10 protein-coding genes are annotated in these 13,760 nt (G+C 61.6%); 3 read left to right on the top strand and 7 right to left on the bottom strand.

The annotated features are described in order from the left end of the window. Positions 1-334, bottom strand: a 334-nt coding sequence (gene rnk, locus K0F86_RS12515) for a nucleoside diphosphate kinase regulator (protein ID WP_257572127.1), incomplete at its 3' end; no start/stop codon positions are given. Between the two features lie 580 nt (positions 335-914). Here rnk and K0F86_RS12510 point away from each other — a divergent pair. After that, positions 915-2,807, top strand: a complete 1,893-nt coding sequence (locus K0F86_RS12510) for a bifunctional diguanylate cyclase/phosphodiesterase (RefSeq protein ID WP_219134677.1) — start codon at positions 915-917, stop codon at positions 2,805-2,807. Positions 2,808-2,982: 175 nt separating this feature from the next. Here K0F86_RS12510 and K0F86_RS12505 read toward each other — a convergent pair whose 3' ends face one another. Then, positions 2,983-4,671, bottom strand: a complete 1,689-nt coding sequence (locus K0F86_RS12505; RefSeq protein WP_374197286.1) for a peptide chain release factor 3 — start codon at positions 4,669-4,671, stop codon at positions 2,983-2,985. A 162-nt stretch (positions 4,672-4,833) separates the two neighbouring features. Between K0F86_RS12505 and K0F86_RS12500 the strand changes: the two genes are divergently transcribed. Beyond that, complete coding sequence (locus tag K0F86_RS12500) at positions 4,834-6,891, top strand: methyl-accepting chemotaxis protein (protein WP_219134676.1); 2,058 nt, start codon at positions 4,834-4,836, stop codon at positions 6,889-6,891. A gap of 225 nt (positions 6,892-7,116) precedes the next feature. Beyond that, positions 7,117-7,926, top strand: a complete 810-nt coding sequence (locus K0F86_RS12495; protein ID WP_099763284.1) for a Crp/Fnr family transcriptional regulator — start codon at positions 7,117-7,119, stop codon at positions 7,924-7,926. 73 nt (positions 7,927-7,999) lie between these two features. Here K0F86_RS12495 and K0F86_RS12490 read toward each other — a convergent pair whose 3' ends face one another. The 5 genes from K0F86_RS12490 to pheT all read right to left on the bottom strand — a co-directional run bounded on the left by K0F86_RS12490 (position 8,000) and on the right by pheT (position 13,744). Beyond that, on the bottom strand, positions 8,000-9,415 hold the full coding sequence (locus K0F86_RS12490; protein ID WP_219134675.1) for a CHASE3 domain-containing protein: 1,416 nt from the start codon (positions 9,413-9,415) through the stop codon (positions 8,000-8,002). A gap of 144 nt (positions 9,416-9,559) precedes the next feature. Next, positions 9,560-10,192 carry a response regulator transcription factor gene (locus K0F86_RS12485; protein ID WP_034783185.1) on the bottom strand — a complete coding sequence of 211 codons (633 nt, stop codon included), beginning with the start codon at positions 10,190-10,192 and terminating at the stop codon, positions 9,560-9,562. 193 nt (positions 10,193-10,385) lie between these two features. Then, complete coding sequence (locus K0F86_RS12480) at positions 10,386-10,790, bottom strand: MerR family transcriptional regulator (protein WP_116744898.1); 405 nt, start codon at positions 10,788-10,790, stop codon at positions 10,386-10,388. 10 nt (positions 10,791-10,800) lie between these two features. Next, positions 10,801-11,148 carry an integration host factor subunit alpha gene (locus tag K0F86_RS12475; protein ID WP_010399205.1) on the bottom strand — a complete coding sequence of 116 codons (348 nt, stop codon included), beginning with the start codon at positions 11,146-11,148 and terminating at the stop codon, positions 10,801-10,803. A gap of 169 nt (positions 11,149-11,317) precedes the next feature. Next, the gene (gene pheT / locus K0F86_RS12470; RefSeq protein ID WP_219134674.1) at positions 11,318-13,744 is read right to left on the bottom strand and encodes a phenylalanine--tRNA ligase subunit beta; all 2,427 of its coding nucleotides are present in this window, start codon (positions 13,742-13,744) and stop codon (positions 11,318-11,320) included. Positions 13,745-13,760: the final 16 nt, after the last annotated feature.

Genomic DNA, 13,760 nt, shown 5'->3' with positions numbered 1-13,760 from the left:
GCATGGGCCAGGCGATGCTGTCGCCCACAGACAAGCCCAGCAGCGCGCTGCCGACGGGCGCCAGCACGGAAATGCGGTCGGCCTGGCCGTCCACATCCTTCGGATACACGAGCGTCAGGCAGAATTCCTCCTTGTTTTCCACCGTGAAGCGCACGGTGGAATTCATCGTCACGACGGTAGGCGGTATTTCTTGCGGCTCGAGCACCTCCGCACGGCCCAGCTCATCGAGCAAGGCGGCCTTGTCCGGCGACAAGTTATTTCCCAAGGCATACAACAACGCTTCCAGTCGTTCCAGGTCTTGTGACGACAAAATAATTTTTGGTTTTTTTTCCAAGATATCCTCACTATTGATCATTAGGGCGACGTCCGGTTTTGCTGGCGGCAGTTTACTTGGCCGCAGCAGACAAAATAAACAGCATCAGAACGTCCATCATCAGCGGATTATGGACGAACTCGCGGAGCAAGGCCATAGCGTTCTCGCATTCTTCATTAAAATTTATTAAAATCAATGACTTGCAATGGCCGATACGGACAGAAAATTAATCCCTGCCATGACGGCCGCAGGCATTCAAGTTACTCTGCATGACATTTTGTTTACCTGCAGCATGTTTTTAGGGGAAAAACCCGCCGCTAAAAAAAAGGATTAAAATTCAGATTACATTATTATTAGAAAGACATGCCCCGCCTTTTGCGCCTGACTTGTCGCCTTGCATGCGCCCAACCGCCTGCGGCATGGCCATTAAATTGCCGCACGCCCTGTACTTTCGCGCCGCAAAATGACAATATATCGGCCTTAACAACACGTTGAGAGTTCCGGCTCACTTCGGTTTTCATCAGACTGGAACGACAAGTATGGCAGGGCGAGGCGGGATCACACGGAGTAGCGGCAAGCGTGGCCGGCAGGAGAATGCGTCATGATGGTGCCATTGATGCTGCCCTCGGTGCAGTTGCGCGGTGATCGGATAGCCAGACTGAACCTGCTGGCCGCAGCGGCCATGCTGGCCACGGCCAGCCTGCTGCTGATCCTCTTCCAGTTGCTTTCCCTCCAGGCATCGCTCCAGCGCAACCTGCGCATCCAGGCCGACATGCTGGCGCCAGCCGCTGCCCAGGCCATGCGCCAGGATGATCGCCTTGCGGCGCAACAGGTCCTCGCTCCCCTCGCCGCCGCCCCGTATGTCCGGCAAGCACTGCTCTACAGTCCGTATGGCACGCCATTCGCCCGCTACGCGCGCAGCGCCAGCGATGCCGCGCCCGCGGCGCCGCGCACCGGCCTGCAGATCGATTACCTGGACGGCAGCGCCGCCCTCCTGCACAACCTGCCCGGCGGCGGCGCACTGTATCTGCGCGCCAGCCTGGCGCCGCTGTTCAACAGCCTGGCGCAATTTGCCGCCTTCACCCTGCTGGTCTGCCTGTGTGCGTTCGGCCTGACGGTCCTGATGGTGCGCCGCACGCGCACCGCCGCCCAGCAAGCGGAAAGCCATTTGCACTACCTGGCCCACGTCGACCCTGTCACGCAACTGCCGAACCGCCATGAATTCAACGGCGCCCTGGCCTACGCGCTGGCGCGCGCCGACCGCCAGGACAGCAGCGTGGGACTGCTGCTGCTGGACCTGGACAACTTCAAGGTGGTCAACGACACGCTGGGCCACCACTGCGGCGACCAGCTGCTCAAACTCGTCGCCGAGCGCCTGGTGGAGATCCTGCGCGGCACCGACATCATCTGCCGCATCGGCGGCGACGAATTCGTCGTCATCGTCGAACCGGCCGACGACGCCTCGGAAATGGCCAGCGTGGCGCGCAAGATCCTCGCCGTGCTGGCCGCGCCGTTCGCGCTGGAAGGCCACCAGCTGTATGTCAGCGCCAGCATCGGCGTGAGCCTGTATCCGTTCGATGCGCAGGACGTGGCCACCCTGACGCGCAATGCCGACACGGCCATGTACCACGCCAAGCATCAGGGCAAGAACCGCTATGCCGTGTTCAAGGCCGAAATGGAATTGCGCGCCCAGCGCCGCCTGCGCATGGAGGCGAACCTGCGCCGCGCCCTGCAAAACGAGGAACTGTATCTGCACTACCAGCCGCAGATCGACTTGCGCAGCGGGCGCATCGTCGGCGTGGAAGCGCTGATACGCTGGAACTGCCGCGAGATGGGGCAGCTGAGCCCCAGTGAATTCATTCCCGTGGCCGAGGAAAGCGGCATCATCGTCGAGCTGGGACGCTGGGTGCTGCAAAGCGCCTGCCGGCAGGCGGCCAGCTGGTGCAAGGCGGGCCTGCTCGATTCGCTCGAACACGTGGCCGTCAACCTGTCGGCCTGCCAGGCGCGCGACCCGGGATTGATGGACGATATCCGCGCCATCCTGGACGAAACGCAGCTGCCGCATGGCTTGCTGGAGCTGGAAATCACGGAAGGCGTCTTGATGGACAATATCCACGCCAACGTGGAACTGATGCGGCGCCTGCAGGACACGGGCATCCACCTGTCGATCGACGATTTCGGCACCGGCTATTCCTCGATGTCCTACCTGAAGCGCCTGCCGATCGACCAATTGAAGATCGACCGCAGCTTCGTGCACGACCTGCCCGGCGAAGGCGAAGCCATCGTCACGGCCATCATCGCCATGGCGCACAGCCTGCATCTGAAAGTGGTGGCCGAAGGCGTGGAAACGCTGCAGCAGGTGGAGTTTTTGAGAAAAGCCGGCTGCGACAACGTGCAGGGCTACTTCTTTGCGCGCCCCATGACGGCGGCGCAGCTGACGGCATTGCTGCTGGAGCGGCGCGACTGGAGTACGCGCACCATCATGCCGGCTTGAATTGCGCCAACGATGGTGTCGGATTACGCGGCGTGCCGCCGCTAATCCGACCGACACAATGAACAGGTAGGTCGGCGTAGGTCGGATTAGCGCAAAGCGCGTAATCCGACATCACCAGCGCCTCAGGAAGTAGGTCGGGTTAGCGCGCAGCGCATAACCCGACGCCACCGCTACATCAAGCCAATTTCGCCGAATGCTCGCGCGTCGCGTGGAACGTCAGCTTCGGCCAGCGCTCTTGCGTCAAACGCAGGTTCACGCCCGACGTGGCCAGGTAGGCCATGTTTCCGGCCGCATCGTAGGCCACGTTGTGGCCCAGCGCGTTTTCGAAGTCCTGCAAGGTGCGCTTGTCGTCGCAGCTGACCCAGCGCGCGCTGCTGATGCTGGTGCCTTCGAACACGGCGTCGACGCCATACTCGTTGAGCAAGCGGCTCGCCACCACCTCGAACTGCAGCACGCCGACGGCGCCCAGTACCAGTTCGCCGCCCTGCACCGGCTTGAAGACCTGTACCGCGCCCTCTTCGCCCAGCTGCTGCAGGCCCTTGTGCAACTGCTTGATCTTCAAGGGATTACGGATGCGCACGGAGCGGAAGAAATCCGGCGCAAAGTACGGAATACCCGTAAAGGTCAGCATCTCGCCTTCGGAAAAACTGTCGCCGATCTGCATGTTGCCATGGTTCGGCAAGCCGATGATGTCGCCCGCGTACGCTTCTTCCACCTGTTCGCGCGACGATGCCATGAAGGTCACCACGTTCGACACCTTGATCTCGCGCCCCAGGCGCAAGTGCTTGACCTTCATGCCGCGCTCGAAACGTCCCGAGCACACGCGCAAAAAGGCGATGCGGTCGCGGTGCGCCGGGTCCATGTTCGCCTGGATCTTGAAGACGAAGCCCGTAAATGGCTGCTCGGACGGCGCCACCGAACGCACTGTCGCGTCGCGCTCGCGCGGTGCCGGCGCCCACTCGACCAGTGCGGAGAGAATCTCGCGCACGCCGAAGTTGTTGATGGCCGAACCGAAGAACACGGGCGTCTGCACGCCAGAGAGGAATTCTTCCAGGTTGAACGGATTCGAGGCGCCGTGCACCAATTCGACTTCCATGCGCAACTGGTCCATCTCCAGCGGGAACATCTCCTGCAGGCGCGGATTGTCGATGCCCTTGATGATTTCGAAGGCGCCGTCGGCTTTTTCTTCGCCGGCCTTGAACAGCATGATCTCGTCGTTCAGCAGGTGATACACGCCGCGGAAGTTCTTGCCCATGCCGATCGGCCAGGTGACGGGCGCGCACTGGATCTTCAGCACCGATTCGAGTTCGTCGAGCAGGTCCAGCGGATCGCGCGTCTCGCGGTCCATCTTGTTCATGAAAGTGACGATGGGCGTATTGCGCATGCGGCAGACGGCCAGCAGCTTGATCGTCTGCGCTTCCACGCCCTTGGCCGCATCGATCACCATCAGCGCCGAGTCGACTGCCGTCAGCACGCGGTAGGTATCTTCCGAGAAGTCCTGGTGGCCCGGGGTGTCGAGCAGGTTGACGACGTGGTCGCGGAATTCGAACTGCATCACCGAGGAGGCGACGGAAATGCCGCGCTGCTTCTCGATCTCCATCCAGTCCGACGTCGCGTGGCGGCCCGATTTACGCGCCTTGACGGTACCGGCCATCTGGATCGCGCCCGAGAACAGCAGCAGTTTTTCCGTCAAGGTGGTCTTGCCCGCATCCGGGTGGGAAATGATGCCGAAGGTGCGGCGGCGCTGCACTTCGCGCGCGATCACGGCAGGCGCCTTGCTGCTGGCTGACGCCACGGCGTTGTCCGCATTGTCGCTGGAATCGGGGGTAGTGATGTCGTTCTCGTTGGCCATATTGGTGACCATAATATGGCCCTCGCAAAAAACCCTCGATTTTACAGAAGGATCGGCCTTCCGTGTGAACTGCTTCACTGTGGAGAAAAGCGAAATCGCCCACTTCATCAAGGGGTCACAATCCACAGGCAACATTGCACTGCAGAAATGTCGCCACTCTTCCCTGGAAAACCGATGAAAATCCTCCTTACCCCCGCCATCCGACTCATGCAGCGCTTGCGCCTGCTGCCCAAATTCATGCTTGTCTGCCTGGTCTTCCTGCTGCCGCTGGCGCTGGCGACCACCCTGCTGATCTCGGAGCTGGGCAAGTCGCTGGCCCAGGCGCAGGATGCGCAGCAGGGCGTGGCCTATGTGCGCCAGCTGCAGGAAGGCACGCGGCTGCTGCAGCAACGGCGCGGCCTCGAGCACTTGCGCCTGAGCGGCAAGGCGGGCATGGACAACACGGCCGTCAATGCGCGCATCACGGCTTCTCTGGCGGCCCTGGCGCGCCTGCCGGCCGGCGCCGGCCTGCCCCAGGCGGCCGAGCTGACGAAGCAGTGGCAAGCCCTGCTGGGCCGCCAGGCGGGCCTCGCGGCGCGCGACAGCTACGCGGCGCACACGGCGCTGCTGCGCCAGGCGGCCAAACTGGGCCAGCTGGTGGCCGACCGTTCGCACCTGAGCCTCGACCCCGACGCGGGCGCCAACCACCTGAGCGCCGTGTTTACCGCCACGCTGCCCGACCTGGCCGAGAGCCTGTCCGACATCGCCGGGCGCGGCGCGGCCTACATCGACACGGGCCTGTTCGAAGCGAACGAAGATCAACTCGTCAACGCCAACGCCCTGATCGCGCGCCACGAACTGGAACGCCTGCCGGCCCGCTTCGACGAAATCCTCGCCGCCAGGCCGGAATTGCGCGCCAGCCTGCAAGGAGCGCTGAAAGCCGTGCCGACCGCACTGGCCTTCCTCGAACGCACGAAAAATGAAGTGACGAATTCCTACGACCAGACCTCGGGCGCGCAATTCCACGCGGCCGGCATGCAAGCCGTCGATGCCCTGCACGCGCTGTCCGGCGCCTCGGCCAGCGCGCTGGACAGCCTGCTGGCGCAACGCATCGCCCGCGACGAGGCGCGCCGCGGCCTGATCCTGGCGGCCATGCTGCTGGTGCTGCTGGCGGCCGCCTACCTGTGCGCGGGCTTCTATGCCGCCTTCGCGCGCGACGTGACGCAATTGCGCGTGGCCGTCGGCGCGGCGGCGGCGGGCGACCTGTCGCAGCGCATCAGCTCGCAGGCGCATGACGAAATCGGCGACCTGGTACGCGACTTCGGCGCCATGACGCATGGCCTGGCCACCCTGGTGCAGGAAATCCGCGGCGGCGCGGCCGTCATCGCGGCGGCCGGCGCCGATATCGCCCAGGGCAATGCCGCCCTGTCCGGCCACACGGCCACGCAAGCGGACGCGCTGGGCGCCACCGTCGATTCGATGCGCGAGCTGACGGCCACCGTGGGCCGCAACGAAGCCCATGTAGGACAGGGACGCACGCTGGTGGCGACGGCGGCCGATGTGGCCCTGCGCGGCGGGCAAACGGTGGGCGTCGTGGTCGAGACCATGGCCTCGATCAAGGCCAGCTCGCACAAGATCGTCGACATCATCGGCGTCATCAATGGCATCGCCTTCCAGACGAATATCCTGGCCCTGAACGCGGCTGTGGAAGCGGCCAGAGCCGGCGAGCAAGGACGCGGCTTTGCCGTCGTCGCCTCCGAAGTGCGCAGCCTGGCGCAGCGCTCGAACGAGGCGGCGCTGGAAATCAAGCGCCTGATCGGCGATTCCGTGGCCACCGTCGATGCGGGAGGCGACCTGGTCAATGCCGCCGGCAACACCATGCGGCAAGTCGTCGATGCGGTGCAGCAAGTAGCCGTGGTGATCGGGCGCATCAGCAGCGCCGGCGCCGAGCAGAATGGCGAGATCGCCCGCATCAACCAGGCGCTGGCGCAAATCGACGACATGACGCGCCAGAACGCGGGCCTGGTCGACGAGGCGCGCGCCGGTTCGCAGCGCCTGCACCAGGAAGGCGAGGCGCTGACGCAGGCCGTCAGCCGCTTCCGCCTGGGCGAACACGAGGCGCCAGGCGCGCGCCTGGCGAGTGCCACGAGCATGCGCGACGGCTTGCCCAGCGTGCGTCCAGCCGGCCTGCGGAGTGCCAACAAGCCGCGCGTCATATCACAAAATCGCGCAGAACGGCGCAAAGCTAGCTAGTCAAAAGTGTGCGTGTAGGACAAGGACTACAATTTCGCCTCAAAAGAGACTACAAGGTGGCGACTGCTAATCTTATGTTCGCCACTTACATAAGCTTTTAAAGTAGCTACATCGCGATCTGCAGCGCGCGGTCGACAAAAACGCCGTGACCACATGGAATCGGCAACTTTTTTGACCAGCAACGCGGCAGTCGCACTCCGATGTAAAAAGCCTGTGAGGAATACTATGAGCCATACTCAACTTATCACCCCGGTCCAGAAGAACCAGTTGCTGCCGCGCGCCATGCCGGCGGCCGGACGGGAAATCAAGCTTGCGTCGCGGGTTAGCCTCAGCAGTGCCCAACAAAATGAATTGCTGGCCGCCCTGCCGCGCGCCGCGCTCGAATCGCTGTTCGAAGACCTGGAACTGGTGGAACTGCCTTTCGGCAAGGAACTGTATGCCTACGGCAACAACCTGGAATACAGCTATTTCCCCACCACCGCCATCATTTCGCTGCTGTATGTGATGGAAGATGGCGCCACGACGGAAATCGCCGTCGTCGGCCATGAAGGCGTGGCCGGTGCCTCGCTGCTGGCCGGCGAACGCGCCATGTGCACGGCCGTCGTGCAAAGCGCCGGCTACGGCTACCGCCTGAAAACGCAAAGCTTGCGCGATGCATTTAATCAGGGCGGCGCCCTGCCCCAGTTGCTGATGCGCTATACCAACGCCCTGTTTGCGCAAATGGCGCAGAACGCCGTCGGCGGCCGCCACAGCTCGATCGAGCAAAAGCTGTGCCGCTGGCTGCTGGATCGCCTGGACCGTTCGCCATCGAACGAACTCAAAGTGACGCAAGAGCTGATCTCCATCATGCTGGGCGTGCGCCGCGAAAGCATCACGGCCGCCGCCGGCAAATTACAGGATGAAGGCTTGATCCACTATCGCCGCGGCAATATCACGGTGCTGGACCGCGCTGGCCTGGAATGCTATGCGGGCGAGTGCTACAAGGTGGCCAAGACGGAATACGACCGCTTGCTGCGCGACGTGTCGCGCTGCTGATCCACGGCTGATCTGAACAGATAAAAAAATGGCCGGGCTGCATGCCCGGCCATTTTTTTGCATCCAGAAACACTCACACGCTGGCGTCTTCGTCGAGCTCTTCCGGCTCCGGCGTCAGCGGCAGCGGAATCACGGCTTCCACGCACGTGCCCTTGCCTTCCGGCCCCTGGCGCACGGTGAGGGTACCGCCCAGCAGCAAGGCCCGTTCGCGCATGCCCAGCAAGCCGTGCGACATGGGTTTTTGCAGCGCATCTTCGGTGATGCCGATGCCGTCGTCGATGACGCGCAGCACCAGGCCGTGTTCATTGCGTTTCAATGTCACGCTGACCATGCCGGCGCGCGCATATTTGAGAATATTCGTCAGCGATTCCTGCACGATGCGAAACAGGGCAATCGTCAGGGTGGCTTCGCGGTTATCGATATTGATGGCCACGTCCGTTTCGCAGCGAACCGAGCTCATGCGCGCGAAATCCTCGCAATAGCTTTCGATGGCGGCGCACAGGCCCAGGTTGTCCAGCAGGCTGGGGCGCAAATCCTCGACGATGCGGCGCTTCAGTTCCACCGTTTCCAGCAGGGTTGCCTTGGCGCGGCGCAATTGCGCGGCCAGTTCAGGCTGCGTGTGCGCCAGTTGCTGCGTGACGGCGCCCAGGTCCATGCTGATCGACGTCAAATGGGCACCCAGCTCATCGTGCAGCTCACGCGCCAGGCGCGCCTTTTCCACTTCATTGACGCTGATCAAATGGCGCGACAGCACGGATAATTGCTCCGTGCGCTTGCTGACCGTCGATTCCAGCGTGTCGTTGGCATTTTGCAGGGCATACTCGACGGCCGCGCGGTTCTGGAAGCTGCGCCGCACCAACTGGTAGAACATGATCAGCACGAGGATGGCCAGGGCATTGATGCCGATGCCGAGCAGCACGGCTTTCTGGTACTCATGATAAAAGGCGGCGCTGCCGGACGACAGCGCTTCATTCTGTTCGCGCGTCATGATCACCACCTGCAGGCGGATTTCATCCATGGTGGCGCGGTCATCGGTCACGCGCGAGATATTGACGATTTCAGCCAGCCCGCCCTGCTTGTAGACCTCGATCGACTCTTGCAGCATCGACATCTTGCGACGGATCAAGCTCTTTAATTGCGCCAGGTTTTTCAGCTGCGTGGGACTGCCCGCGAGCAAGGTTTGCAGCTCGCTGAATTCGTTGTCGATTTCGGTGGTAGCGGTCTTCGACGGCCCCAGATACGTTTCGGAGCCGGAAATGAAATAGCCGCGCAAGCTGCTTTCCGCATCGAGCACGAGCACGTTCAAATACTGCAGGCGGTCCGCCACGCGGGCGCTCTGGCTGAGCAAGGCGTTCGTGCCCTTCAGCGACTGCAAGTTATGATAGAGGCTGAAACCATTGAGTACAAGCAGCAAGGCGCAAGTGACGCACAGGATCGTCTTGTACAGGGGCAGGCGGTGATTCGGGGCCGGTTCAACGGTGAAATACATCCTGATGTGCATCCTTAGCAAGGTTCGGCGCAAGAAAAAGCGCCGGCGCCGGCCAATTATAGTCCTCGCCACAGACTGCTGCACTGCACAAGTCGTGCTGGCTAGCTGGCTGAGCGATCATGTTTCCATGATCGCACCGCAGCGCTAGTCAAGCAAATTGTTTTTCATTGCGTAATAGGTCAAGTCGCTGTTCGATTGCAAGCCCATTTTTTCCATGATGCGCGTACGGTAAGTACTCACCGTCTTGATGCTCAGCGACAAGGCCACGCCGATATCGGACACGGTGGCGCCGCGCGCCAGGCGCAGGAAGACCTGGAACTCGCGGTCCGACAATTCCGTATGCAGGGCGGCATTCGTATCGCGGTCAAACGACTGCGCCAGCAATTCACCGACGGTGGAACTGACGTAGCGGCGCCCCTGGAACACGGTGCGCACGGCCGTCATCAGCTCATCGGCTTCGCATTCCTTGTTCAGATAGCCATTCGCGCCCATCTTGAACAGGTTCAGCGCGTATTGCTGCGCGGGATAGCCGCTCAGTATCAGCACGGGCAATTCCGGCTGGCCCTGGCGGATCGTGCGCAAGGTATCGATGCCGCTCTGGTCGGGCATGGCTATATCGAGCAGCAATACATCACATATTTCGCGGCGGGCGATATCGAGCGCTTCGCGCCCCGTACCGGCTTCCGCCACCACACTGAAATCGCTTGACGACGAAAAAATCTGCTTGAATCCAGCTCGTACTATTTGGTGATCATCACAAATGGCAACGCGTATCATTGTTTCCCCTTAAATTTTCCTGGCCTGGGAAAGACTACCGGAACCTGCACGCTGCTCCGGCTTAGCGTCACTAACAAAAACGCAACATTAACATTATATTCAAAATATGGCGCGCCGCAGACTAGCGGCAGCGCCCGGGCGGCAAGCCCTACTCGGCCGGTATCGGACAACCCGACCTATATTGGTACAAATCTTATTTTAGCAAGTTTAAAATCGCAATTAATTCATTGCGTATCCACACGCGGTCCAGCGGTGCTTCCTGCGGCACAACAGGCATGGCCGGCAGCACAGGCAACTCGTCGAGGACGGCATGCGATGCGCCACGGCTATCGAGCTTGTTGCGCGCGCCGCTGATGGTAAAGCCTTGCTCATACAGCAATTCGCGGATACGGCGTATCAGCAGCACCTCATGGTGCTGATAATAACGGCGGTTACCACGTCGTTTGACCGGCTTGAGCTGGGAAAACTCCTGCTCCCAGTAGCGCAGTACGTGTGGTTTGACGCCGCACAACTCGCTCACCTCGCCGATCGTGAAATAGCGTTTCGCCGGAATGGGCGGCAAGGCGATCAACTCGGTTTTACTGATGCGCTCGTTCATCGCCACTCACTCAGGCAGCACGTGCCAGCGGACTGGTCTCTTCGACCATGCTTTTCAGCTTCTGGCTCGCATGAAAAGTGACGACACGGCGTGCCGTGATGGGAATCTCTTCGCCCGTCTTCGGATTGCGGCCCGGCCGCTGCGGCTTGTCGCGCAACTGGAAATTGCCGAAACCGGACAGCTTGACAGCCTCGCCACGCTCGAGCGCATTGCGGATCTCGTCGAAAAAGGTCTCGACCATATCCTTCGCTTCGCGCTTGTTCAGGCCCACTTGCTCGAACAACAGTTCGGCCAGTTCCGCCTTGGTCAAGGTGGGTAAATCTTTTTCCGCTTCCTGGCGCACCTTGGCAACCAGCATGGCCCGATGCAAATCGGCGGCCAGTGCGGATTGCAGTACGGCGGAATCAACGTCGCTGTTATTAATTTTCCTGCCCTGCCTTTTCTGTGCGCCCGAGCCCGCCACATGGCAAGCTCGTCTACGGTTGACGACGGAAAGGCCGTCACGCAAGGCGACGGCCGGTCCGGTATTACGAACGCAGTTTCGCGTCGTGACCCTGCTTGGCCGCATCGATCAGGACAGCCATCAGGCCATCGACGACATCGTCTTGCAGGGTGTTTTGAGTATCTTGCAAGCTAATCCGGAAAGCAAGGCTTTTTTCATCCGTTTCCAGCCCTTTTCCACGATATTCATCAAATAAAACAATGGCTTGCACGATACGCGCTGCAGGGCTTGCCTTGGCGGCGGCGTGGAAGCTGTCGAGCAGATCCTGCACCGCTACCGATTGCTTGACGACCACAGCCAGGTCGCGGCTGGCGCCAGGGAATTTCGAGATTTCCTGGTACACGGGCACGACTCTTTGCGTCAGCGCGGCGGCGTCCACTTCGAACAGCACGGGCGCCAGCGGCAAGTCGTACTTTTGCATCCAGCGCGGGTGCAATTCACCGATGAAACCGATGACCTTGCCATCGAGTTCCACGTTGGCCGAACGGCCCGGATGCAGGGCCGGGTGCTCCGCCTTGGTGAAACGCAAGACCAGCGGCGCGAACAGCGCTTCCAGGTCCGCCTTCATGTCGAAGAAGTCGACCGTGCGGGCAGGCTGGCCCCATTGCTCGTCGGCTACCGCGCCGTAGGCCATGGCCGCCACACGCTTCGGCTGGGCGTAGCCAGCCACCGACAGGGGGCCGTTTTCCACGCTGTCGTCGCGCTGGTAGATGGCGCCCACTTCGAAGATGCGCACGCGGTTCGTCTTGCGGTTCAGGTTATAGCGCACATTGGCGATCAGGCTGCCGATCAGCGAGGAGCGCATCACGCTCATCTGGCTGGCGATCGGATTCTGCAATTTGATCGGGTTGGTGTTGCCCGAGAAATCGCGCTCCCATGCCGTATCGACAAAGCTCATATTAACCACTTCCTGGAAGCCCAGGTCGGCCAGCTCATGACGTACCGCAAACAGGGAGCGGGTATTTTCTGGTGCAATCTGCATCACGTTCGCTGCCACGGGCGGCAGGGTCGGGATGTTTTCAAAGCCGTACACGCGCGCCACTTCCTCGATCAGGTCTTCCTCGATCTCGATGTCGAAACGGTAGCTGGGCGACGTCACGGAAAACACGCCGTCCGCCAGCGTGAATGGCAGGGCCAGACGCGTGAAGATATCGGCGATCAGCGCATCATTGAGCGGCACGCCGATGACTTTTTGCGCGCGCGCCGTGCGCATCGACACGGGCTGGCGTTGCGGCAAGTTCACCACGTGGTCGTCGACAGGGCCGACGGTGGTCGCCGGCGTGCCGCAGATTTCCACGATCAGGGCCGTGATGCGCTCGATGTGCTCGACGGTGGTGGCGAAATCGACGCCGCGCTCGAAGCGGTGCGCCGCATCGGTCGAGAAATTCAAACGGCGCGCGCGGCCTTGAATGGCGTTCGGCCACCAGAAGGCCGCTTCCAGGTAGATGCTGTCCGTATCGTCCGAAACCGAGCTGGCGTCGCCGCCCATGATGCCGGCCAGCGATTCGATTTCCTGCTCATCGGCAATGACGCCGAGCCACTCGTCGACGGCAATGGTGTTGCCATTCAACAGCTTGACGGATTCACCCGCCTTGCCCCAACGCACGTCGAGGCTGCCGTGGATCTTTGCCAGGTCAAACACGTGGCTGGGACGACCCAGTTCCAGCATGACATAGTTGGAAATGTCAACCAGGGCCGACAGCGGACGCTGGCCGCTGCGCTCGAGGCGCTGCTTCATCCAGTCCGGCGTGGCGGCACGGGCGTTCAAGCCGCGGATGACGCGGCCCGTGAAACGGCCGCACAGGTCCGGCGCGCTGACTTTGACGGGCAGGATTTCATCGCTGGACACCGGCACGGTGCGGAACTGCGGCACATTCAGGGCCACGCCCGTGAGGGCCGACACTTCGCGCGCCACGCCCAGCACGGACAGGCAGTCCGCCTTGTTCGGCGTCAACTTGATGGTGAATTTCAAGTCGTTCAAGGCATAGTAATCGCGGAAATTCTGGCCGATCGGCGCGTCGTCCGGCAACTCCATCAAGCCGGCGTTTTCTTCCGACAATTTCAATTCGCGCGCGGAGCACAGCATGCCTTGCGACTCGACGCCGCGCAGCTGGCCCACCTTGATTTCAAACGGCTTGCCATCGGCGCCAGGGGGCAGCACGGCGCCCGCCATCGCGCAGACGACTTTCAAGCCCGGGCGCACGTTCGGCGCGCCGCAGACGATGTTGAGCATGGTGCCCGTGCCGACATCGACCTGGCACACATTCAGGCGGTCCGCATTCGGATGTTTTTCCATCTCCAGGACCAGGCCTACCACCACGTGCGAGAACGGCGGGGCGACAGGATCGACGTCCTCGACTTCGAGACCGGACATGGTCAGCAGATGGGCCAGTTCGTCCGAAGTCATCTTCGGATCGACCATGGTACGGAGCCAGTTTTCGGAAAATTGCATAATCAAGCCTTCAAAT

It is taken from the genome of Janthinobacterium sp. UMAB-60, assembly GCF_900095235.1.
In the GTDB taxonomy this organism is placed as follows: Bacteria; Pseudomonadota; Gammaproteobacteria; order Burkholderiales; family Burkholderiaceae_D; genus Janthinobacterium.
This window is presented reverse-complemented; position numbering and strand designations above follow the sequence as displayed.